The organism is Acinetobacter sp. YH01009 (assembly GCF_013420765.1).
GTDB classification, from domain to species: Bacteria; Pseudomonadota; Gammaproteobacteria; order Pseudomonadales; family Moraxellaceae; genus Acinetobacter; species Acinetobacter amyesii.
This window is the reverse complement of the sequence record NZ_VOYE01000020.1, coordinates 1-24,122: the sequence shown is the minus strand read 5'-3', so window position 1 is coordinate 24,122 and position 24,122 is coordinate 1. Positions and strand designations below refer to the sequence as shown.

At 39.7% G+C, this 24,122-nt stretch carries 20 protein-coding genes and 1 rRNA gene; 13 read left to right on the top strand and 8 right to left on the bottom strand.

Annotated features, from left to right (window positions below):
* Positions 1–22 precede the first annotated feature (22 nt).
* Positions 23–157 carry a 50S ribosomal protein L34 gene (gene rpmH, locus FTT76_RS15590; protein WP_000831329.1) on the bottom strand — a complete coding sequence of 45 codons (135 nt, stop codon included), beginning with the start codon at positions 155–157 and terminating at the stop codon, positions 23–25.
* A 660-nt stretch (positions 158–817) separates the two neighbouring features.
* Between rpmH and dnaA the strand changes: the two genes are divergently transcribed.
* The 5 genes from dnaA (at position 818) to FTT76_RS15565 (ending at position 7,623) form a co-directional block, all read left to right on the top strand.
* Positions 818–2,203 (top strand): chromosomal replication initiator protein DnaA, encoded by a 1,386-nt coding sequence (gene dnaA, locus FTT76_RS15585; RefSeq protein WP_168379515.1) that lies wholly within the window; start codon positions 818–820, stop codon positions 2,201–2,203.
* Positions 2,204–2,311: 108 nt separating this feature from the next.
* Complete coding sequence (dnaN, locus tag FTT76_RS15580; protein ID WP_180190621.1) at positions 2,312–3,460, top strand: DNA polymerase III subunit beta; 1,149 nt, start codon at positions 2,312–2,314, stop codon at positions 3,458–3,460.
* Positions 3,461–3,483: 23 nt separating this feature from the next.
* Complete coding sequence (gene recF / locus FTT76_RS15575; RefSeq protein WP_180009130.1) at positions 3,484–4,566, top strand: DNA replication/repair protein RecF; 1,083 nt, start codon at positions 3,484–3,486, stop codon at positions 4,564–4,566.
* Positions 4,567–4,609: 43 nt separating this feature from the next.
* Positions 4,610–7,078 carry a DNA topoisomerase (ATP-hydrolyzing) subunit B gene (gyrB, locus tag FTT76_RS15570; RefSeq protein WP_180027161.1) on the top strand — a complete coding sequence of 823 codons (2,469 nt, stop codon included), beginning with the start codon at positions 4,610–4,612 and terminating at the stop codon, positions 7,076–7,078.
* Positions 7,079–7,248: 170 nt separating this feature from the next.
* Positions 7,249–7,623 carry a hypothetical protein gene (locus tag FTT76_RS15565; protein WP_180036050.1) on the top strand — a complete coding sequence of 125 codons (375 nt, stop codon included), beginning with the start codon at positions 7,249–7,251 and terminating at the stop codon, positions 7,621–7,623.
* A gap of 529 nt (positions 7,624–8,152) precedes the next feature.
* Here the strand turns inward: FTT76_RS15565 and FTT76_RS15560 are convergent.
* Entirely contained in the window at positions 8,153–10,090 is a 1,938-nt protein-coding gene (locus FTT76_RS15560; RefSeq protein ID WP_180190620.1) for an ATP-binding cassette domain-containing protein, read from the bottom strand.
* Positions 10,091–10,286: 196 nt separating this feature from the next.
* Between FTT76_RS15560 and FTT76_RS15555 the strand changes: the two genes are divergently transcribed.
* The 4 genes from FTT76_RS15555 to erpA all read left to right on the top strand — a co-directional run bounded on the left by FTT76_RS15555 (position 10,287) and on the right by erpA (position 14,237).
* On the top strand, positions 10,287–11,291 hold the full coding sequence (locus tag FTT76_RS15555) for a putative solute-binding protein (protein WP_180009115.1): 1,005 nt from the start codon (positions 10,287–10,289) through the stop codon (positions 11,289–11,291).
* Positions 11,292–11,547: 256 nt separating this feature from the next.
* Positions 11,548–12,558, top strand: a complete 1,011-nt coding sequence (locus FTT76_RS15550; RefSeq protein WP_180005536.1) for a putative solute-binding protein — start codon at positions 11,548–11,550, stop codon at positions 12,556–12,558.
* Positions 12,559–12,759: 201 nt separating this feature from the next.
* Complete coding sequence (locus FTT76_RS15545) at positions 12,760–13,767, top strand: putative solute-binding protein (protein ID WP_180005535.1); 1,008 nt, start codon at positions 12,760–12,762, stop codon at positions 13,765–13,767.
* Positions 13,768–13,901: 134 nt separating this feature from the next.
* Entirely contained in the window at positions 13,902–14,237 is a 336-nt protein-coding gene (gene erpA, locus FTT76_RS15540) for an iron-sulfur cluster insertion protein ErpA (RefSeq protein WP_078189499.1), read from the top strand.
* Positions 14,238–14,305: 68 nt separating this feature from the next.
* Here erpA and FTT76_RS15535 read toward each other — a convergent pair whose 3' ends face one another.
* The 4 genes from FTT76_RS15535 to grpE all read right to left on the bottom strand — a co-directional run bounded on the left by FTT76_RS15535 (position 14,306) and on the right by grpE (position 19,001).
* Complete coding sequence (locus FTT76_RS15535; RefSeq protein ID WP_180005534.1) at positions 14,306–14,683, bottom strand: hypothetical protein; 378 nt, start codon at positions 14,681–14,683, stop codon at positions 14,306–14,308.
* Positions 14,684–14,803: 120 nt separating this feature from the next.
* Positions 14,804–15,721 (bottom strand): matrixin family metalloprotease, encoded by a 918-nt coding sequence (locus FTT76_RS15530; RefSeq protein WP_180190619.1) that lies wholly within the window; start codon positions 15,719–15,721, stop codon positions 14,804–14,806.
* A 645-nt stretch (positions 15,722–16,366) separates the two neighbouring features.
* Entirely contained in the window at positions 16,367–18,307 is a 1,941-nt protein-coding gene (gene dnaK / locus FTT76_RS15525; protein WP_078194438.1) for a molecular chaperone DnaK, read from the bottom strand.
* Between the two features lie 154 nt (positions 18,308–18,461).
* Positions 18,462–19,001, bottom strand: a complete 540-nt coding sequence (gene grpE, locus FTT76_RS15520; protein WP_078189495.1) for a nucleotide exchange factor GrpE — start codon at positions 18,999–19,001, stop codon at positions 18,462–18,464.
* Between the two features lie 936 nt (positions 19,002–19,937).
* On the opposite strand from grpE, the gene FTT76_RS15515 reads away from it, so the two are divergent.
* A complete protein-coding gene (locus FTT76_RS15515; protein WP_228144800.1) occupies positions 19,938–20,165 on the top strand; it encodes a hypothetical protein in 228 nt (75 codons plus the stop codon).
* A 181-nt stretch (positions 20,166–20,346) separates the two neighbouring features.
* Here the strand turns inward: FTT76_RS15515 and FTT76_RS15510 are convergent, their stop codons facing one another.
* Positions 20,347–20,904 (bottom strand): hypothetical protein, encoded by a 558-nt coding sequence (locus FTT76_RS15510; RefSeq protein WP_180022965.1) that lies wholly within the window; start codon positions 20,902–20,904, stop codon positions 20,347–20,349.
* Between the two features lie 201 nt (positions 20,905–21,105).
* Here FTT76_RS15510 and FTT76_RS15505 point away from each other — a divergent pair, with 201 nt between their 5' ends.
* Positions 21,106–22,176: an alpha/beta hydrolase gene (locus FTT76_RS15505; RefSeq protein WP_078194436.1), complete on the top strand. Its 1,071-nt coding sequence runs from the start codon at positions 21,106–21,108 to the stop codon at positions 22,174–22,176.
* Between the two features lie 63 nt (positions 22,177–22,239).
* On the opposite strand, the gene FTT76_RS15500 is transcribed toward FTT76_RS15505, so the two are convergent.
* A complete protein-coding gene (locus FTT76_RS15500) occupies positions 22,240–22,911 on the bottom strand; it encodes an acetoacetate decarboxylase family protein (RefSeq protein WP_180005538.1) in 672 nt (223 codons plus the stop codon).
* 101 nt (positions 22,912–23,012) lie between these two features.
* On the opposite strand from FTT76_RS15500, the gene FTT76_RS15495 reads away from it, so the two are divergent.
* Both FTT76_RS15495 and FTT76_RS15490 read left to right on the top strand, forming a co-directional pair.
* Positions 23,013–23,582: a peptidylprolyl isomerase gene (locus FTT76_RS15495; protein WP_180005529.1), complete on the top strand. Its 570-nt coding sequence runs from the start codon at positions 23,013–23,015 to the stop codon at positions 23,580–23,582.
* A gap of 429 nt (positions 23,583–24,011) precedes the next feature.
* Positions 24,012–24,122, top strand: a 16S ribosomal RNA gene (locus FTT76_RS15490); the annotation flags it as partial.

The window sequence follows — 24,122 nt, the reverse complement described above, 5'->3', positions numbered from 1 at the left end:
GTCTTGACAGTCTTAACTGAAATTAAACAGTTAAGCTGTGACGACCTTTTGCACGACGACGCGCTAATACTTGACGGCCAGCTTTAGTAGCCATGCGAGCACGGAAACCATGAACGCGTTTACGTTTCAACTCAGAAGGTTGGAAAGTACGTTTCATATCGAAACTCCACAAATGATCTTTCAGTAAAGGTTCGCGATTTTAGTGCTCATTGCTTGAGCTGTCAATGAAAAACACGCTTTCTTTCAAAATCTAGGCTGTGATATATCAAGATAATATAAGGATTAGAAATCAGTCAGAAAGTTTTAAATTAAAATATTCACAAACTAAATTATTGTATATATTAATTATTTAAGTTATCTTCAAGTTTACTCACAGATTTATCCACAACCTCAAATTTGTGAATTGGTTTTTATGAATTTAAATTTGAATTTAAACCAACCATTAAGTTATCCCCAGAATGGGTCGATCTTATAAATAAATTCAAATTTTAAAATTTAAATTTATTATTATTAGTGTTGATATTTTCTGTGGAAAACGTATTTTTAGATTTAAAAAACAAATGGTTACATTGTGGATAACGATGTTTTTATAATTTTGATAGTTTGTGGATAACTTTGTGCTACAATTTATCCACAGCTTGCGGATAAACTTATCCACACGTGATTTAAATTTAAATTTAAACTCAATTTGCGTTTTTTTGATCGATTTCGACTGATTTGTTCATGACAGATGTGGATAAGATGGTTAGAATGGCTGCCCGCTTAGGCGGGGTTGAATTATTTTTTTACGTACAATGGACTGAAATAGGGGTTTCACATGCTTTGGACAGACTGCTTAACTCGCTTGCGACAAGAGCTTTCAGGAAATGTCTATACAATGTGGATACGCCCACTGGTGGCAGAAGATGCAGGTGATAGTCTAAAACTCTATGCACCGAATCCGTATTGGACACGCTATATTCAAGAGCACCATTTAGAACTGATTTCAATTTTAGCGGAACAGTTGTCTGAAGGTCGGGTACGTAAAGTTGAGATTTTGGTCGATTCACGGCCTGGTGCAATTTTATCTGCAGCTGAGCAACCGGCAACAACCACCGCAGCTTTAGAGTCAACACCACAAGTGTCGGCACCGACTCGTCCTAAAAAAGAAAAAGAAGAGACGTCATCAAAGAATAACCGTAAGCGTCAGCTTAACCCATTATTTACCTTTTCCTTGTTTGTTGAAGGCCGTTCCAATCAGATGGCGGCAGAAACCTGTCGTAAAGTCTTGACGCAGCCCGGTGCTTCGCAGCATAACCCGTTATTTTTATATGGACCGACTGGTTTAGGTAAAACCCATTTAATGCAAGCCGTAGGTAATGCATTATTGCAAGCGAAGCCGAATGCACGTGTGATGTACATGACGGCTGAAAGTTTTGTACAAGACTTTGTGAGCTCGTTACAGCAAGGTAAGGTCGAGGAATTTAAGAAAAACTGTCGTTCGTTAGATTTGTTATTGGTGGATGATATTCATTTGTTGGCGGGTAAAGAGGCCAGCTTGGTTGAGTTTTTCTATACCTTCAACGCGTTATTAGATGAATCTAAGCAAATCATTTTAACCTCAGATCGTTATCCAAAAGAACTGACTGAACTTGATCCACGTTTGGTTTCACGTTTTTCGTGGGGCTTATCGGTGGGTGTTGAACCGCCTGATATTGAAACCCGTATTGAAATTTTACTGAAAAAAGCGGAAAGCAATGGGGTGGAACTTCCACGGAATTGTGCGTTGTTTATTGCTCAACAAGTGGTTGCCAATGTCCGTGAACTAGAAGGTGCGCTGAATAAAGTCGTAGCCATTTCTCGTTTTAAAGGCACCCCAATCGATCTAGATGTGGTGCGTGAATCGTTAAAAGATGTGTTGGCAATTCGTGCGCGCACCATCAGCACGGAAAATATTCAGCGTGTGGTCAGCGAGTATTTCCGTATTCCACTGAAAGAATTGATTGGTCCAAAACGTACACGCATTTATGCACGTCCACGTCAGTTGGCTATGGGGCTAGCACGTGAGCTGACAGGGGATAGTTTTCCTGAAATTGGTATGGCTTTTGGTAATCGTGACCACAGTACTGTGATGCATGCCTGTGAAAAAGTACAAAGCCTGCGTGAAGAAGATCCAATCTTCAATGAGGACTATAAAAACTTGCAACGTCTGCTGCAAAGTTAAGTCTTTTCGTTCAAATTCTGTTCTTGCAATGCGGTATATTCTGCCGCATAGTACACTGCTAAAAAATTAATTTATTTTGTCTGTCTTCAGTTTTTAGAGGAATGTATCGTGCGTTTAAAAATCGCGAAAGAAAGCTTACTGAATGTTCTATCACATGTCGTAGGAGCGGTTGAACGTCGCCATACCTTAAATATTTTATCCAATGTAAAAGTACAGGTAACAGAGCAAGCTTTGACCATTACGGGGTCGGATCTTGAAGTGGAACTGGTTGCAAGCACATCACTTACTGAAGGTGCATGTTTACAAGCAGGTGTGACGACTGTTCCTGCACGTAAATTGATGGATATCAGTAAATCATTACCGTCAGCGGCATTGATTGATTTGCAAATTACTGAAGATCAACGTTGTATTTTAAAATCTGGAAACAGTCGTTTTGTATTAGGTACTTTGCCTGCAGAAGACTATCCATTATTAACCACTGAAAATACTCAAGGCACTCAAGTCGGTGTGACTCAGCGTGAGTTAAAGCGTTTATTTGAGAAAACATCTTTTGCCATGGCGGTTCAAGATGTGCGTTTCTATTTGACAGGTACTTTGCTTGAAATTGATGAAAATCAATTGCGTGCAGTAACGACCGATGGTCACCGTTTGGCGATGTGTGAAACAGCGGCAAGCTCGAATGCGACACAAGCAATGCAAGCGATTGTTCCACGTAAAGCTGTAGGTGAATTGCAGCGTCTATTGAGTGTTGAAGACGAGCAATTATCGTTGTTGATTGGTCGTGAATTATTAAATGTAACGATTACCATTGCCAGCCGTGATAAAGAGCAGGGTGATATTACCGTACGTTTCACCACAAAATTGATCGATGGTAAATTCCCTGACTACCGCCGTGTGATTCCACGTGGTGGTGATAAAAATGTGCGCATTGCACATGATGTATTTAAACAATCACTACAACGTGTGGCGATTTTAAGTAATGAAAAATTGCGCGGCGTATTCTTGAAGTTTGATGCGGACACTTTACAACTTCGTGCCAATAACCCTGAACAAGATGAAGCGATCGAAGATCTCGCGATTCAATATGCTGATGCACCGATGGAAATGTCATTCAATGCACAGTACTTATTGGAAGTTCTGAATGTGTTGGATGGTGATGATGTTGCAATGACCATGACAGAAGCCAACCAATCTGTATTGGTACAAGATCCACAACAACAAGATCAAACCTATGTTGTGATGCCAATGCGTGTTTAATTCGGACTGACGTCTCAATTATTATGCATATCACGCGTTTACATGTAGAACGTGTTCGAAATTTAAAGACGGTTGCACTCTCTGGGTTGCAGCCGTTTAATGTCTTTTATGGGCAAAATGGTTCTGGCAAAACTTCTGTATTAGAAGCAGTACATTTGCTGGCAACCGGCCGTTCTTTTCGAACCCATATTCCGAAAAACTATATTCAAAATAATAGCCCTGACGCTGTTGTCTTTGCGCAGTCTGCAACAGACCGCATTGGTATGCAAAAAATGCAGTCGGGCGAGCAAGTGATTAAAGTCAATGGCGACCTTGTGGGGACACAAGGGCAGTTGGCTAAGATTTTACCACTACAACTCATCGACCCACAAAGTACCGATATTATTGATCATGGTGCGAAGCCACGACGTCAACTTTTAGATTGGTTGATGTTCCACGTGGAACCGGAGTTTTACCATGCATGGCAATATTATGCGCGGGCATTAAAACAGCGGAATAGTTTGCTGAAATCACGACGTCATTTGAGTTTGTCTGACCTAGAACCGTGGAACAAAATGCTCAGTGATTATGGTGAGATATTACATAGTCTGCGCAGTAATGTGGTGGAACAGTGGACGCGATATTTCCAACAAGATCTCCAAGCATTATTGCCGCATTTAACAGTGACATTGGAATATAGTGCAGGCTTTCATGCTGAAACAGGACTGCTGAATGATCTGACCAATCAGCACTTTAAAGACTGCGAACGTGGCTATACTGAGTATGGTCCGCACCGTGCAGATTTAAGGTTAAAAACCGCTATGGGTGATGCAGATGTTGTGCTCTCTCGTGGGCAAAAAAAGTTATTGATCATGGCGTTAAAACTGTCACAGATTGCAATGCTACATGCTTGTAATAAGGAAACTGTGGTATTATTAGATGATCTGACAGCAGAATTAGATTTAACCGCACAACAGCGTTTAATTGAGCGTTTAAGCCATCTTGGTAGTCAAGTTTTTATTACCACTTTAGACCATGATTCAGTGCAAAAACACTTACATGATTTATCTATTTCTTATCAATTATTCAAAGTTGAAAATGGTACGGTGCAGGCTGTTGTGCAATGAAATACCACCTTTGGATAGACCTATTTTTCACTAGGGAGAAACCATGAGTTCAGAAGATCAAGCTGCTTCTCAAACAGAACAAACCATAGAAAAAGCTTATGATTCCTCTAGCATCAAAGTATTACGTGGTCTAGACGCTGTACGTAAGCGTCCGGGCATGTATATTGGTGATACTGACGATGGTACTGGCCTACACCACATGGTGTTTGAAGTTGTCGATAACTCAATTGATGAAGCGTTGGCAGGTCATTGTGACGAGATCAATGTAACCATCCATGAAGATGAATCTGTAAGCGTATCGGATAACGGTCGTGGTATTCCTACCGACATTCACCCAGAAGAAGGTGTTTCTGCTGCAGAAGTGATTTTGACGATTCTGCATGCGGGCGGTAAATTTGACGATAACAGCTATAAAGTTTCAGGCGGTCTACACGGTGTAGGTGTATCCGTGGTGAATGCGCTTTCAAGCAAGCTCGAATTAACCATTCATCGTGCGGGTCAAATCCACCAGCAAGAATATAAACACGGTGATTCCGTGTATCCATTAAAAGTGGTGGGTGAGACAGATCGTACCGGTACACGTGTACGTTTCTGGCCAAGTGCTGAAACCTTCAGTCAAACGATTTTTAATGTCGATATTTTGGCACGTCGTTTACGTGAATTATCGTTCCTGAATGCAGGTGTACGAATTGTGCTACGTGATGAACGTATCAATTTAGAGCACGTTTATGATTATGAAGGTGGTTTGTCTGAGTTTGTAAAATATATCAACCAAGGCAAAACCCATCTGAACGAGATCTTCCACTTCACTACTCAAGCGGATAACGGCATTGGTGTGGAAGTTGCATTGCAGTGGAACGATTCTTATCAGGAAAATGTTCGTTGCTTTACCAACAACATTCCACAAAAAGATGGTGGTACGCATTTAGCGGGTTTCCGAGCTGCATTAACCCGTGGCTTAAACAGCTACATGGAAAGCGAAAACCTACTCAAAAAAGAGAAAGTGGCGGTTTCTGGTGATGATGCCCGTGAAGGTTTAACTGCAATTGTTTCGGTGAAAGTGCCTGATCCAAAATTCTCTTCGCAAACCAAAGAAAAATTGGTGTCGAGCGAAGTGAAAACTGCGGTTGAGCAAGCCATGAATAAATCGTTCTCTGAATATCTTTTAGAGAACCCACAAGCTGCTAAATCGATTGCAGGCAAAATTATTGATGCAGCACGTGCGCGTGATGCAGCGCGTAAAGCACGTGAAATGACACGTCGTAAGAGTGCGCTTGATATTGCAGGCCTGCCAGGTAAATTGGCCGATTGTCAGGAAAAAGATCCTGCATTGTCTGAACTTTACTTAGTCGAAGGTGACTCTGCGGGCGGTTCAGCTAAACAGGGCCGTAACCGTAAGATGCAAGCGATTTTGCCGCTGAAAGGTAAAATCCTCAACGTGGAACGTGCACGTTTTGACAAGATGATTTCTTCACAAGAAGTGGGAACGTTGATTACTGCTTTAGGCTGTGGTATTGGCCGTGAGGAGTACAACCCAGATAAACTGCGTTATCACAAAATCATCATCATGACCGATGCTGACGTCGATGGTTCGCACATTCGTACGCTATTGTTGACCTTCTTCTTCCGTCAAATGCCAGAACTTGTGGAACGTGGATATATTTATATTGCACAGCCACCGTTGTATAAGCTGAAAAAAGGCAAGCAAGAACAGTACATCAAAGATAATGATGCGCTTGAGACGTACCTGATTTCAAATGCAATTGATGAGCTTGAATTACACATCAGTGCAGAAGCACCTGCCATTCGTGGTGAGGCTTTAGCGGGTGTGATTGCGGATTATCAAACCTCTCAAAAGAGCTTGCATCGTCTGACTGTACGTTATCCTGCAAGTGTGTTGGATGGTTTATTGGCAGTAGAAGGCTTTAAGTTAGATCAAGCAAATAACCAAGACTATGTACAGACTTGGGGTGAGCAACTACGTGCCAATATTGAGAAAACTCAACCTAGCCTACGTCCTGAATTAAGCTTAGAAACGTTTGAGCATGAAGATACTGAAGGCAATAAGTCAGCGACCTATTTCCCGCGTATTACCATCTATGTTCATAATTTACCGCACCAATACTTGTTAGATTCAGGTCTATTGGGTTCAGGTGAATATGCGCGTTTACTCAAAAATTCGAAGAGTTGGTTCACCTTATTGGAAGAAGGTGCTTACCTACAAAAAGGCGAGCGCAAAATTCCAGTGAGCAGCTTCCATCAGGTTTGGCAAAACATCTTACAAGACTCACGCCGTGGCATGATGATTCAGCGCTATAAAGGTTTGGGTGAGATGAATGCTGAACAGCTTTGGGAAACTACAATGGATCCTGAGAACCGTAACATGCTGCAAGTAACGGTACAGGATGCGATTGAAGCTGATCGTATGTTCTCTTGCTTGATGGGTGATGATGTGGAACCACGTCGTGCTTTCATTGAAGAAAATGCGTTAAATGCGGATATTGATGCCTAAATTCTGATTACAGAATCATTCAAAAAAGCACTCTTCGGAGTGCTTTTTTTTGTGCTATCTTAAATAAAATTGAATATTAAATCGCCAATTTGTGTTTTATTAAATTGACTTATTCTGATGCTAAGCTCAAATCAATTTGAACTTAGCAGCTAAAAATAAGAGGTCTATATATGATGGACAATCAACTTGAACACATTCGTGACATCTGGGTAAATGCATTTTTTACCGGAAATTATACTGTTTTAGCCGAATACGAAGATGAGCACTTTAAGGTGGTTTATGAGCAAGACGGGCGTGTCGAAAGTAATTATGTCCGCTATGAACGTATTGCACATGCAGTGAAAAATGGGGTTTGGAAACCACAAAAACCAGACGTAGAATTTGAAGATTATGAGTTTAATCGTGACCAAACTGAGTGCAAAATTTTAATTGGTTTAGCTGAAACACAGCAGCAAATACAGGAAATCTGGCATTTTGATCAGACCTGGAAAATACAAGAATTACGTTTTTTAAAGGCAAAAACCCATCCTTCTGCCTTATCTTAAACAATAAAAAGTTTAAATTGATGTCGTGAGTGGAGATAAAATGCATCCATCTTGCAAATGTGGATAAGTTTTGTGAATTTTCACATTTAATAGTGTTCAACATCAAAGTCATTTATAATTGTGGATAACATCATTTAAAAATATTTATCCACAAAAAGGTGGTTCGATATTTTGAATTTAAAAAATAAAAATGAATTTAAAACCAAGATTTGAATTTAAAAATGGCTTTTGTGGATAACTGCGGCAATGAGTTTGATGTGAAGTATATTTTTTGAATTCATTTACAAAATTAGGGTAATAGCTATCGCTGAATTTTTAGATTCTTTCCGAATAGAAATGCCTAACGATGCAATAACCAGTTGGATATGAACATTCGATTTTTTAAATATTTTTTAGATTTATAGTGTGATTATTATTGTGAAGTATAAATAAAAAATCGCCGTGGAACATTTAAACTTCACGGCGATTGATTTTTTGAGCTTAAGTTAGGTTTTCTTAATAATGCAAATCTAGGGTTTTGCTTTTTAAATTAAGCTTCAAAACTACTTTCCATTTCTTCTAATTCCATCATTAATTCAAGCATTTGCTCTTCGACAGATTCAAGTTTGGCTTTTAATTCTGTTTGCTCATTCATTAGTTTGAGTAAGTCATCTTTACGACTGGCTTCATATAAAGCACTGTCTGCTAATAATTCCTCGATTTCGTTTAAGCGTGGCTGAATTTTGCTGATTTGCGCTTCATTTTTTTCAATGTTTTTACGAATCGGGCGGGTCAATTCACGCTGACGTGCAGCTTCTTTACGCTGCGCTTCTTTATCGACTTTAGAAATCGTCTGTTTAGTTTCAACTTGAGATTTGATGGGAGTAGGGGCTTGTTGGCTATTTTTCATCATGTCAATCCGTGCTTGACGCAGCCAATCGGCATAAGCCACGAGGTCACCATCAAATTCGCGACATTTCCCATGATGTACCAACAATAATTCGTCACAAACGCTGGCAATCAATTGACGTTCATGCGAAACCAAAACCACAGCACCTTCAAAATCTTGCAGCGCCATTGTTAGAGCATGACGCATATCAAGGTCTAAATGGTTGGTCGGTTCATCTAGAATTAAAACATTGGGGCGCTGCCAAACAATCAAAGCCAAAGCCAATCGTGCTCGTTCACCGCCTGAAAAGCCTTCACTTGGCGTATCCATGCGTTCGCCACTAAAACCAAAGCTACCTAAGAATGAACGTAATGCCGCTTCACTGACTTTTTTGTCAGCGATTCGAGATAATTGTAACATCGGGCTGGCATTGCCATCTAAAGCATCCATTTGATGCTGTGCAAAATAGCCAATATTCAACAGTTCCGAGGCTTTGCGTGTCCCTTGTAATAAAGGAAGGTCACCAACTAAGGATTTAATTAAGGTTGATTTACCCGCACCATTCATTCCCAGTAAACCAATACGACTGTTTGGGGTAATCTGTAAATTCACATTGGTGGCAATCAGTTTGTCACCATAGCCAATGTCGACATGTTCCATTTGTAACAGCGGCGAGCTCATTTTGGTTGGCTCACGGAAACTAAAGGTAAATGGTGTATCGACATGCGCGGCAGAAAGTTCCTGCATGCGTTCTAATTGTTTAATACGGCTTTGAGCTTGCTTAGCTTTAGTCGCTTTGGCTTTAAAACGGTCAATAAATTTTTGGAGATGCGCACGAGTTTCAAGTTGTTTCTCATAGGCTTGTTGTTGTTGTGCCAAGCGCTCAGAACGGGTGCGTTCAAAGGTTGAATAGTTGCCGGTGTAAAGCGTCAGCTCTTGATTTTCGATATGTAAAATATGATCAGTCACCGTATCTAAGAAATCACGGTCATGTGAAATCAAGATCAGTGTGCCTTCATAAGCTTTTAACCAATCTTCTAACCACAAAATCGCATCTAAGTCTAAGTGGTTGGTTGGTTCATCGAGTAATAATAGGTCAGAACGGCTCATCAGGGTACGCGCAAGGTTTAAACGCATACGCCAACCACCAGAAAAGCTTGAAACATTGAGTTGGGACTGATGTTCAAAGAAACCCAGGCCGGCCATCAGTTGTGAGGCTTTTGATGGAGCTGTATAGCCATGGATTTCATCAAATCGGCCATATAAGTGTGCCAGCGCTTCATTGTCTAATTGTTCTGGATGTTCAAGTTTATGTTGTATTTCCCAATATTCTTCATCGCCTGAAAGAACGAAATCAATCGCTTTCATATCGAGCGCTTTGATTTCTTGCGCCATATGCGCGACGGTCCATACCGCAGGACGAGTTAATGAACCACCATCAGATTCCATTCCACCTAAAAGTGCAGAAAAAAGAGTCGATTTACCTGCACCATTTACACCGGTTAAGCCGATTTTCCAGCCTGGATGCAATTGCATAGATGCTTTTTGAAATAAAACACGCCCACCGCGACGAATGGAAAGTTGGTCTAACTGAATCATGGAACTAACTAAACAAGAAGAATGTGAGGCTATTCTAATGGATGGCTTTGCAAAAGAAAAAACAAAGCATCGCAACCATCTGAAAAAATGTGACAGATTTCACGTATTTAGGTATATTGAATGGGCTTTAGTATTAAAAAAATATTTCAAGTTGTTGTTTTAAATGGATTAATAAAACATATTGGGAATATAAGAAATGAGAAAAGGAATTTTAATTTTATCGCTTCTTTCAGGTGTGATGTCTGCACAAAGCTATGCCAATCAGAAGGTCTGTGTGTTCGATTTACTTGGAAAAGCAGGGGAATCTTATAAGCTAATGGAAGAGTGGTCTCTAGCCAGTAAGGCATGGGGAGCACAAGTTCAACTGATTTCATATCAAGATGAATCCAAAGTCGATAAAGATTTTAAAGAAGGGAAATGTGACGCATTTTATATGACCTCGATGCGGGCACGTGCGTATAACAAATTTGCTGGTTCGATTGATGCCATTGGCGGTGTACCGAACAATACCATCCCACAAAAAGCCATTACCTATGTCTTAGATAAGCGGAACAGTAAGCGACTGATTACCAATTCAGGTAAAGATAGTTATGAAGTGGCAGGGATTGGGCAAATTGGTTCAGCCTATATTTTTGTCCGTGATCGCAATATCAATAATTTAGAAAAAGCTGAAGGTAAAAAATTTGCCATTTTGCATTATGACTATGCGCAAAAAGAGATGGTCGACCGTGTCGGCGCTGTGCCAGTCATGTCGGAAATTTCCAATTTTATTCGCAAATTTAATCAGGCCGAAGTTGAAATTGTGGCTGCGCCGGCTTATGCCTTTAAGCCACTCGAAATTTCAAAAGGCTTAGGCACTACTGGGGCGATGGTTAATTTTCCTGTGGTGAATGTCACGGCAGACCTGATTATTCGTAACAATAAATTCCCAGATGGTTTTGCTGAACCCTCTCGGCAATGGTTCGTTAAACAATTACCGAAAAGTTTTGCCATGGTAAAACGCATGGAAGCTGAAATTCCTGCCAAATATAAGATGAATCTCAGCAAAGATGATCAGTTGAAATATCAGAAAATTTTGCGTGAAGGACGGATGGATTTAACCAAACAAGGAATCTACGACTCCACCATGATGACGGTACTGAAAAAAGCACGTTGTACGATTGAGCGAACCAATTTTGAGTGTTCAGTGGCGGGTGAATAAGCTTTTTTCTGTATTTCTTTGTAAAGTTTCATAAAAAGGCTGTAAATGCAAAAAGCATTTTTTGCATACAACATGATGATTATATTTATAATTTTGCCTTAAATAAAAAAGTGATATTAATCACAAAAAAACAGAATGTGCCAAAATGACATAAATAAATGGAGTAAATGCTCTATTTTTTTTAAATTAACTTGCTTAATATCGGCGTTGTGTAAGGACACCTCTGAACCATAAAAAGATTTGAAAGGAAAATAGAATGAAAAAAACGCTCCTATCATTGGCTACATTTGCTGCAATTGGCTTTGCTGGTTCAGCTCAGGCAGCAAAAGTAGATATCTGTGTATTTGACTTACTGGGTAAGTCAGGTGAGTCATACCAAATGGCTCAGGAATGGGCGCTTGCAGCAAAAGGCTGGGGTGCTGAAATTAACTTAATTCCGCGTCAAGATGAAGCAGTAGCCGACAATGATTTTAAAGCGGGTAAATGTGATGGCGTATTTATGACGGCAATGCGTGCTCGTCAATACAATAAATTTGCAGGTTCGATTGATGCGCTTGGTGGCGCACCGAGCAATGCAATTGCGCAACGTGCGATTACCTTTGCATTAGACCAACGTAATGCTGCAAAAATGGTCAGCAACCTAGGTGGTAAGAAATACGAAGTGGCGGGTATTGCTCCACTGGGTTCAGCATTCATCTTTGTCAAAGACAAAAAAATTGACTCAATTGAAAAAGCAGCAGGTAAAAAGTTTGCAGTATTAGGCTATGACGAAGCACAAAAAATTATGGTGCAACGTGTCGGCGCTCAAGCTGTGGTTTCAGATGTATCTAACTTTGTGGCGAAGTTTAATAATGGTCAGGTCGATATGGTGGGTGCGCCTGCGTATGCCTACAAACCATTAGAGATTTATAAGGGTTTAGGTACCAATGGTGCGATGTTTAACTTCCCAGTTTTACAAGTGACCGCGGACTTTATTATTCGTCCTGATCAGTTCCCAGCAGGCTTTGGTCAAAAATCTCGTGATTGGTTTGTGAAACATTTACCGAAGAGTATTGCGATGATTAACCGTTTAGAGGCGGGTATTCCTGCGAAATATAAACTTAACTTAAGTGCAGAAGATAAAACCAAATATCAAAAATTATTGCGTGAAGGTCGTATGGATATGACGAAACGTGGCATTTATGATGCGGGCATGATGTCAGTATTGAAAAAGGCACGTTGTTCTGTCGATAAAGCCAATTTTGAATGTTCACTTAGCGGCGAATAAACTGATATTTAAAGAAAAAAGCCTGGATTTATCCGGGCTTTTTTTCGCAAATGCACAGGTCATTTTCGCCATTGAGTCAGCAAAATATTCAGGTAATCTAAATTGAAATCGAGGGCTGTGAGTATATTTAATCATACTCCGCATGACCCAAAAATCAAAAAATGGTTAAAACAAAAACAGTAAAAAACAAGGAAAGTCAGTATGAAACAATGGACAAAGGCATTGAGTATTGCTGCTGCGTTAATGGCGGTGAATGGCGTAGCTCAAGCAAAGCAAGTGGTGTGTGTATTTGATTTGGTTGGTAAAAATGGTGATGTTTTTACCCTGATGAGAGATTACCAATTGGCGGCAAAAAACTGGGGCGCAGACATTGAGCTCCGCGTCAGTCAAAATGAAGCGGTGATTGCGGAAGATTTTAAAGCCGGTAAATGTGATGGGATCAGTGTCACAGGTATGCGTGGTCGTCAATTTAATAATTTTACCGGTTCTTTAGATGCGATTGGTGCAATTCCAGATTTGAAACTTGCGGTTAAAGTGATGCAAGGCCTTGCGAGTCCAACGTTTGCAAAGAGCATGGTCAATAGTAAATATGAAGTGGTAGGTGTGATTCCTGTAGGTGATGCCTACCTGTTGGTGAATGACCGTAGTATCAATACTGTCGCTAAAGCAGCAGGTAAAAAAATTGCGGTGCTTGATTATGATGAAGCGCAGAAAATTATGGTGCAACAGGTGGGGGCTCAAGCGGTCAGTGCTGACGTGACCAATTTTGGCTCTAAATTTAACAATGGTCAGGTGGATATTATTGGTGCACCTGCAGCGGTGTTTAAACCCTTGGAGTTACATAAAGGTTTAGGTAGTAAAGGTGCAATTGTTAATTATCCAATTTTACAAGTGACGGGTAATATCATTATTCGCCCAGATAAATTCCCAGCGGGATATGGGCAAAAATCACGTGATTGGGTCAAAACACAATTACCTCGTGCATTCACGATATTAGGCAAAATGAAGTCAGAAATCCCAGCTAAATATTGGATGGATGTTCCAACGGCAGACAAAGCTGGCTATCAAAAAATGATGCGTGAAGCGCGTATTGATTTGACTAAACGTGATATCTACGACAAGCGAATGATGAAATTATTATGGCAATTCCGCTGTAAACAAGACCCGAAAAACTTCGAATGTGCATTACAGGACGAAAACTATAAATAAGTTTTAAATGAATCTTGAGAAAAATACTCTGATTTAACTTTAAACTGTGAAGACTGACCATATATTGAGTATGTTATACTTGAAACATGGTCTTTTCTTTTTAAAGACACCCCAATGACTCAGAGGAATCCATCATGAATGCTCAAGCACTTGTGCTGACTGACAATGCTGCCAATAAAGTACGCCAATTGCGTGACAGTGAAGGTAATCAAGACCTCATGTTACGTGTATATGTGACTGGTGGTGGTTGTTCAGGTTTCTCATATGGATTTAATTTTGCAGAAAGCCAAAACGAAGATGATGCTGAATTTATCAATGAAGACGTGAAAATGTTGGTGGATTCACTTAGTTATCAATATTTAGTTGGTTCAACAGTCGACTATATTGAAGGTTTAGAGGGTTCTCGTTTTGTGGTACAAAACCCGAATGCGACAACCACGTGTGGATGTGGATCTTCATTCTCGATCTAATCACGATGATGAATTGAGCCATAAAAAAGCCCTCATTTTGAGGGCTTTTTTAATGTTTAAAATCGATATTAGGCTTCAAATTTTAGCGCTTCTAACAGATCTAAAATCACTGTGGTCACGTCTTGACTCAATTGATAATTATTAAAAATTTCATAAGCCGTAATGGTGATATCGGTATCACTCGGAAGCAGGCGTTGTTCTTCTTCGATGAGGTCACGGATCGGCAAAAGGGTTTGTTTGACTTGTAAATGCAAGACATCTTTAAACTCAAGATTTTCGTCTTCGAGTTCGATGAGTTGCTCATTAAAAAATGGTAAAAGCACCGCATGGAGATAAGGTTGAATTTCGGTAATATCAAAAAGCTCAATATCACGGGTTTGTTCAATCGTGCTGATGTGGTCATTCACTTCAATTAAGATATGGTAGTAACTCACATTGCTCTCCACGGAAGATGTCATTGATATAAGGGGATTATTGCAGATCAACAATAACATGAAATGCTGATTTTTGTTGGTGAATCCTGCAATATCCTTATAAATTGTATGGTTTTTTATGCTCAGGGCACACTAGCGATAATACAGTAAGCTTTGGTCTGCTGGCATCAGTTTAAAGTTTTCTAATTGTTGCGCGCCCAAGATTGGGTACATTAATGCAGTAGGGTCATTATGGTGAGATAAGCCGAGAGCATGTCCGAGTTCGTGGGCAAGGGTGAGGCGTAAATCATCTTCGGCATCAAATTGATAAATCTGAATCTGATCTCCCATAAAGACACCTTTATGAAACTCTCTTGCAGGAAAGCGCTGACTGGCTTGTATCAAGCTTGCATTATATTGATCGATTTGCTGGTTATAGCTTGAGACTTGTTGATTAAATTGATCATTTTGCTGATTAAATCGATCTATTTCTTGGTCTAATTGCATTGCTTGTGCTTTGACTTGCTCAAGTTCTCTTTCAACGCGTTGCATATTGGGGCCTTGCGCATGCTCGATTCGGCTCCAACTCATACGTTCTTGCGACAGCTGTGCGATTTCCACACGGATCATGGCTTGTTTTGATCGGAGCTGTTGCTCATTCATCTCCAGACCTTTTCTCGAATTTGCTAAGTTCTCGGCATATAAATCATTACGTGCTTTATCTGCGGCTAAGGTCTGTTGGACTTGCTTATAGGCATTGTATTGTTCTTGCCGATCATCATAAATGAGATGGATCGCCAGTTGTGCATCCGGGTCATAGATAAATAATGGTTTGAGCGTCCCTTTATGCCATATCTCTGCAGCCTCTTGGCTAAGTTGAATGACTTGGTGTTGGTTTAATCCAAAACGCGGATCGACATCAGCAACTCGAAAGCGTAATCGTGTGTCAAAAGGATGGGATATTCGATCCCACGCAGAATTAAAGCGAAGCTGTGGATGGGATTTAACTTGAAACTGTAAATAAGCTAAATACAGTATCACCACCGTTATGAGTGCTGAGACAATGCGCATAGTAAATGAACACAATAATAGGGTTTTAATTTAGCTTGAATTTTGTCCACGTCATAGTCAAATATATACCATCTTGAAATTTTAGCGTTGTCTTAACAACAGCATTACGCTTTATTTCCAGTTAATTTGGCTGGTAAATTGGATTTATAAATAAGAATGAATCCTATAGAGATAAATATGAAAAAAACCAATTCAATGAGATATTTGAAATTAAATCCATATTCTTTAACGTGTTCCAAACTATAGATCGATATTTCGAGTTTAAAACATTGAGCTAATGTATAAAAAATAATGCCGATAAATAGTGAGATAAATCCTAAGCTCCATGTGTAGCGCTGCTGAATGTTAAACATATATAAAATTAGGCAACTTATGAGGAGTCCAAGTGTGAAGGCTGCATCAAGTCCCAAAAATTGTAGATAATTGAGAGGGGATAATAGTATGTTTGAAGGCAGAATGATTAATAGATTACCCATCGGATAATGCAACATCACGGACATTCCCGCAGCTAAGAGCAAAAGCTTGATAAAATTTTTCATGTAAATTATGTTTTATTTTAAAGATAATGAAAAATAACATAAAAAAACCGCGCTTTCGCGCGGTCTTTTTTTTATTCACTCTTTCGAGTTAACTCAAAACGACAAATTATTTTTTGTCATCTTTCACTTCAGTGAACTCAGCATCTACAACGCCGTCATCTGCTTTTTGAGCTTGACCTTCAGCGCCTTGGAAAGCGTTAGGATCAAAACCTTCAGCACCGCCTTGACCTTGTGCAGCTTCATAAGCACGTTGAGTGATCGGCATAATGATGTTTTGAAGTGCTTCAGTTTTCGCTTTGATTGCATCTACATCGTTTTCTTTAGTCGCTGCTTCGAGCTCAGCTACAGCAGCATCGATTGCAGATTTCTCATCAGCAGTTACCTGTTCACCAAGATCTTTTACTGCTTTTTGAGCAGAAGAAACAAGTGCATCAGCTTCGTTACGTGCTTTCGCTAATTCTTCAAATTTACGATCTTCTTCAGCATTCGCTTCAGCATCTTTGATCATCGCTTCAATTTCAGCATCGCTCAAACCAGAGTTAGCTTTAATTTGAATTGATTGCTCTTTACCTGTGCTCTTATCTTTTGCAGATACTTTCAAGATACCATCAGCGTTGATGTCAAATGATACTTCAATTTGTGGTACACCACGTGGAGCAGGTGGAATATCGCCCAATTGGAAGTTACCCAACAATTTGTTTTGTTGAGCCATTTTACGTTCACCTTGGTAAACTGAAATGTCTACAGCTGGTTGGTTGTCTGCAGCAGTTGAGAACACTTGAGATTTCTTCGCAGGAATCGTGGTGTTTTTCTCGATGATTGCTGTTAACACGCCACCCATTGTTTCAATACCAAGTGTAAGCGGAGTTACGTCAAGAAGAAGTACGTCAGTTTTATCACCTGAAAGTACTGCACCTTGAATCGCAGCACCCATCGCTACAGCTTCATCTGGGTTCACGTCTTTACGTGGCTCACGGCCGAAGAACTCTTGTACTTTTTGTTGTACAAGTGGCATACGAGACTGACCACCCACCAAGATTACGTCAGAGATGTCAGAGGTTGAAAGACCTGCATCTTTAAGTGCAATCTTACATGGTTCAATTGTACGAGCAACCAATTCAGCAACTAAACCTTCAAGTTTAGAGCGAGTCACGTTGATCACTAAGTGTTTAGGACCAGTCGCATCTGCTGTGATGTATGGAAGGTTGATTTCTGTTGCATTCGAAGAAGAAAGCTCGATTTTTGCTTTTTCAGCAGCTTCTTTTAAACGTTGAAGTGCAAGCGGATCTTGTTTCAAGTTTACGCTTTGTTCTTTCTTGAACTCTTCAACCAAGTATTCAATTAATGCATTATCGAAGTCTTCACCACCAAGGAATGTATCACCGTTTGTAGACAATACTTCGATTTGTTGGTCGCCATCAAGGTCAGCGATTTCAATGATTGATACGTCGAAAGTACCACCACCTAAGTCGTAAACCGCAACTTTACGGTCGCCTTCTTTTTTGTCCATACCGAACGCAAGTGCAGCAGCTGTTGGTTCGTTGATGATACGTTTAACATCTAAACCAGCAATTTTACCTGCATCTTTAGTCGCTTGACGTTGAGCATCGTTAAAGTACGCAGGAACAGTAATTACCGCTTCAGTTACTGTTTCACCAAGGTAGTCTTCAGCTGTTTTTTTCATCTTTTTCAAGATTTCAGCAGAGATTTGTTGTGGTGCAAGTTTCTTGTCATTTACATCAACCCAAGCATCGCCATTGTCAGCTTTGATGATTTTGTAAGGTACAAGGCCGATATCTTTTTGCACAGCTTGGTCTTGGTACTTACGACCGATCAAACGTTTGATTGCAAATAATGTGTTTTTAGGGTTAGTCACTGCTTGACGCTTAGCAGATTGACCGACAAGGATCTCGCCATCTTTATACGCAATAATAGATGGAGTTGTACGAGCGCCTTCAGCGTTGTCGATTACTTTTACTTTGTCGCCTTCAAGTACTGCTACGCAAGAGTTTGTAGTACCTAAGTCAATACCAATGATTTTCGCCATTTGGATGTTTCCTCTAAAATTCTTTTATTCCCAAACTCTTCCCTTTCTCAAAGGGAAATAAAAAGGGATTTACTTGTTATCCGATATGAGAGCCAATCAAAAATTTTCAAGTAATATTAGTTAAAATTTTTAATTCGTCTCAGAAAATTTGGGTTTATGCACCAACCATAACCATAGCTGGACGTAATAGACGACCGTTTAAGCTATAGCCTTTTTGCAATACTGTCCCGATTTCATTCGATTTGGCATTTGGATCGATGCCCACAGCTTGGTGAAGATCTGCATTGAAACCATTTGCAGTATCCACAGCAACCACACCAAATTTTTCTAAAGTGCTGAGCAATGATTTCAGCGTAAGCTCTACACCTTCAGATAAACCTGATTTTTCATCACCTGCCGCAGCGATGGCGCGTTCAAGGTTATCGACTGAATCAAGCAATTGTTTTGCAAATTTTTCCAGCACAGTATCTTTATGCTTTTCAGATTCGCGTTGAATACGCTCTACACTTTTTTGCGCTTCATATACGGCATTTGCAGTACGTGCTTTTTCAAGTTTTAAGCTTTCTTCTAAATTGGTGATTTGTGCTTGTAAATCTTCAACTGAAACTTCAGCTTGCTCGTTTTCAGCTTGAGTTTGCTGTTCTGCTTGCTCTTGTTGAAGATCTTGAGCGTCTTGGTTTTGCTCAGTCGCCATTGATTTACTCCGTTTAAATGGGTTCTTAAACATGTTCAGTCCTTATAGCTGTGCGTTCAAACGACATCGATGCGTAACTGCCATGCGTTTTGAATTCATGATTAATAAAAGAAATCGGGGCAGGGGATAAAAATTCAAGCGAAGTCAGCGATTAAATGCAGTTTTTTATTCAAATAAATGGTTTTTCAGCCAAATATCGACTGCAAAATTAAATTCTATGAAAATATAAATTATTGATTTGAATGTATAATCATATTTTGATCGGATTTATAGATTTTCATCATAAATTTTAACGGTTTCTCTTTGTGCCTGAAAATTTGCATAATTTATCTATCGGAAGTGACCATATCCACTGGAGAGAGGGATATGGTGACTACCTCTAGATTTTAGAAACACTTTTCCATGCTGATTTCCCAAGAATCAGCATTTTTTTTGCCTCAAAAATATTGGTTAATATTTATACATAAAAACTCTTAGTATCAGTTTTATTAAATATTTCACAAAAAATGATCTGCACAGTATTCTTTATTTCAGATTCTATCGCTGTAGTTTCCAAATTTATTTCGAATGTGTTTTTCATGGCCTGCTTCTCTCATAAGCAGGCTTTTTTTTGCATGAAATTTATAAAAACAGCCACTTAAGTAACTGAGCTGCAAGTTTTGTTGGACTTTGTTGTATTCAAAAGCTGAGATCACGCTTTATTTAAAACCATGTATATTTATTTTATTAATAAAAAACAAAGCACTGGAGTTAAATAAATGATGTAAAGCATCAATATAAAAGAAAAATGCCTGATTAATAAAACATTTCATAAGCTGTACCGTGCCTCGTACAAAGTACAACTCAGAAGGTGGGAACTTCACAGAATTATTTTCCATTATGACTCAGGCAAAGTTGAGCTTTGCTTTTAATGATTCAATGAAGGAAATAATGAAGATGAAAAAAATTGGTTTATTCGCTGTCGCAGTTTTAGGTTTTGGTTTAGCTGCGGTAGGTTGTACTTCTCAAGAAACTGTAGAATCTCCAGAAACCGCACAAGTAACGTCTGCAACTGAAGCATCTGTAACGACAGAGCAATCGGGTGCTGTGGTTCAAGCAGATCCATCAGCTCAAGGTGCTGAAGTTCAATCTGCGCCTGCACCGCAACCTACAGTTCAGCAATAAGATTGTTTAATGCTCTCTGACCTGTAACAACAGGCAGTCAAGAATAGACAGAAGATAGGATGCCTCTTCTGTCTATTTTTTTTTCTATTGCTTTTTTTACCTTTTCTATTTTTAGTGAACGAAAAAAAAGCCCATCATGTAGATGAGCTTTTTACTTTTAACCGATCTGCAAAAACAACAATTAACGGCGATTTTCCCACGCGCGACGACGTTCTTCAGCCGCTTTACGTTGTTGATCTGATGCCTTTCTTAAATCTTGAATATTTTTTTTGCGCTCTTGCTCAATTTGTTTTCTACGATCTTGACTGGCTTTACGGCGCTGTTCTTCTAAGCGCTGACGCTCTTTGCTGACTTTTTGACGATCTTGTTCAGCACGTTTACGACGTTCAGCTTCAGAGTATTTACGCTGTTGTTCTAGACGTTGACGTTCGAGTTCGTTTTTACGACGATCCCACTCTTGTTGATTTTTACGATTTTGTTCCCAGTTACGCTGGTCAAGTTGCTGCTTTCTACGTTCGAGCTCTAAACGATTACGTTGTTGTTGCTGACGTTCCCATGTACGGCGGTCTTGTTCATAACGACTGTCATAACGGCGATCATAACGATTGTCATAGCGTCGATCATTATTATCATAACGGCGGTCATAACGTCCATCGTAGTAACCATCTTCAGGGAATGCTACGCAGCCTACAGCCAAAAAAGCAGTCGCAAAAGACAGAAGGATGATCTTTTTAGCCATGGTGAGTATCCTTTATCGAGAATGGGTTAGCATAATCAACCCATAAAACTTGGGTAAATTGTCAATGACAACTCTATAAAAGAAGATTAGCTTAACTAGGTCTGTACTATGTATGTCGATGTTGAGACTTATATGTGAATATGGTCACATTTGACCTAGATCATGTAGAAAGTATGAAGAGCATAATTCGAAGGATAGAGCATGTTTGCATTGAATGAATCACTTAAAAATATGAAAGATAAAGGCCAAGGTACGGCTGCTCGGTTACTTGATCGTCTTCCTAACTTTGCCAAAGAAAGCCTCGCAAAACGTCTCGATTATCCGTTTATTTTTCCAGAATTAGATCCGCTGGTGAAATGCATGATGGCGGCTCAACTCAAGCAAGGTAAGTCAGGCTTTGTGACCGAAGACTATGTGAAGTCTCGTAAATTATTTGATTTACAGATGGAGTCGATCAAGACCAAGCCGACCTTTGTGAAACAAGTGCAAGATATACGTCTACCTTTACAAAGTGCTACGCTGTTTGCGCGTCATTATCATCCTGCTCCAAATAAAAAATTACCGATGATCGTGTTCTATCACGGTGGTGGTTTTGTGGTGGGTGGTCTAGACACGCATGATGAAGTTTGTCGTTTATTGGCCGTGCATGCCAAAGCACAAGTTTTAAGTATTGATTATCCACTCACGCCAGAGGCCAGCCCAGCTCAATTAATGCAAAGTTGTGAAGATGCCTTGGCTTGGACTTATCAAAATAGTCGTCAGTTTAAAATTCTAAAAAATCGAATTGCGGTGGCAGGGGATAGTGCAGGCGGCAATATTGCTACCGCAGTTGCGCAGCGCAGTGCTCAGAAAGTTTTTGCCCCGCAAGCTCAGCTATTAATTTATCCTGTGGTGGATTTCAAAAGTCGCCACCCATCTTTCTATGCTTATAAAGATGGTTTGGTTCTGACTGAGAAAGATATTGATGTCGTAACGGCTTTATATGCAGAACAACATGCAGTGGCCTTAGATGATCCATTAATTTCACCAACCTATGGAAAATTGGCAGGTATCGCACCCGCGTATATCGTGACGGCAGGGCATGACGTTTTACATGACGAAGGTGAAATTTATTCGCATAAACTCCGTCAGCAAGGGGTGAAAGTGTTTTATCAAGAATATACCGATCAAACCCATGGCTTTATTAACTTAACCCCGGTTTCGCACCGAGCTAAAAAATACGTGATTGAGATCAGTACGAAGTTCCGTAAATTTTGGGATAAACGTAGTTAATCATTCCTTTATATAAAGTAAACTCAGTGTTTCACGTGAAACACTGGGTTTTTATTTATTGGGTTATTTATCTTGGATTTTTGCAGCAGGAAATACGAGGCTAAATTCTGGGACATAAAAGCTTTGCAATAATCGTGCTTCGGCAAAATTTGGAAAGATCTCCTGCGTGTTGTGCCATTCTACCTGTTTCAGTTTAGAGAGCCGTCCACGAAACTTCGGTGAAAATTGATAACGCTTACCTTCCCACGCTTGTCTGATTTGCAACATCGCTGCAGGGATATGATGACTATTAATATAGAAAGAACGCTGTGAACGTGATTTTTTTAAACGGATCTGCATTTTGTGTTGTTCAACTTCTATAGTACAGACCACTTCATTGTCATGTTGTTGCCATTCAAACTTTGCCAACTCTTTAGGAATACCCCAGAGTTTTTGACCATGAATGACAGAGATATCTGTCGAAACATAAATCTTAGGAATCGAACTTAACCTTTTCTTACTCCATAAAGGGTGATCTAAAATTAGCAATTCGTCATAAGGGCCCACAGGTGAATCATGGTATCGGACCAATAACACCTGAACCACACGACCTAAAGGAGATGTCGCTAAACGGAACATCTGCGCTTGTTGGATAAAACTCGGAGAGATCCAATAATTCAAAATAAAAGCATCGCCACGCAGTTGCCAAGGCGGTAAATGTGTCAATGCAGTGTCCGACGGTATTATTTGCGTCATCATTGTTCTCGTTTTAATAATGGCAGAATAATTACTTTTTAATCATCAAAGACTAATATACAGTCAATAACAAGTACGAGATCAACCAGAAGAGTTAGCAAATGTTAAAACAGATTTTATTTACCGCAGCACTTGGCTGTGTGAGCTTAAGCAGTTTTGCTGCCAATACTATTGTCGAAATGAAAACCTCTCAAGGCAATATTGAAATTGAGCTATTCAATGACAAGGCACCTATCTCAGCTAAAAACTTTGAAAGCTATGCAAAAGAAAAATTTTATAACGGCACGATCTTTCATCGCGTGATTCCTGGATTTATGGTTCAGGGTGGGGGCATGGATGTCAAAATGCAGGAGAAGCCAACAAAAGCGGCTATTAAGAATGAATCAAGTAATGGCTTGAGCAATAAGCGCGGCACATTGGCAATGGCACGGATGAATCATCCTGATTCAGCAAGTAGTCAGTTCTTTATTAATGTTGCAGACAATGACTTTCTCAATAAAAGTGCAATGAATGCGGGATATGCTGTTTTTGGTAAGGTCACTAAAGGGATGGATATCGTCGATAAAATCGTAAAAGTTCCAACTGCGAACTATGGAATGCACCAAAATGTCCCTGTAAACCCAGTGGTTATACAGAGTGTGGTGATTAAAGCAGCACCTGTAAAAAACTAAGCACACAAAATAGGAAAAATATTTTACATGATATTTGTAATAAATATCATGTATTTATGTGAATAAAGTGTGTTTTTTGAACCATAATGGTGCATAAAAATGAAACACTCGTGTTCTTTGTGAGTGAAAAGCACTTGCACGTGTAAGAAATTGCCCTATAATGAGCACCATACCGACGAGATAGACGGAAACGAACGAAACGCGAAACGTTGAGTTGTTGAGTTTATCGAAGTCCAGCTTCTAGCATTGACGAAATGTTAGAAAGATCATTAAGAGATTATGAAGAACAACTTGTGTGGATTTTTACTGATTGATTGATCGAAATTATTTTCATTGATTAATGGTAGAAATTACTCGAAGTTTATTTGAGCAAATTTTTGTCAGTAATTGATGAGCCAAGATTGGTGCCCTATAGGTACTATTGATTTTAAACTGAAGAGTTTGATCATGGCTCAGATTGAACGCTGGCGGCAGGCTTAACACATGCAAGTCGAGCGGGAATAGGTAGCTTGCTACCGATTTCTAGCGGCGGACGGGTGA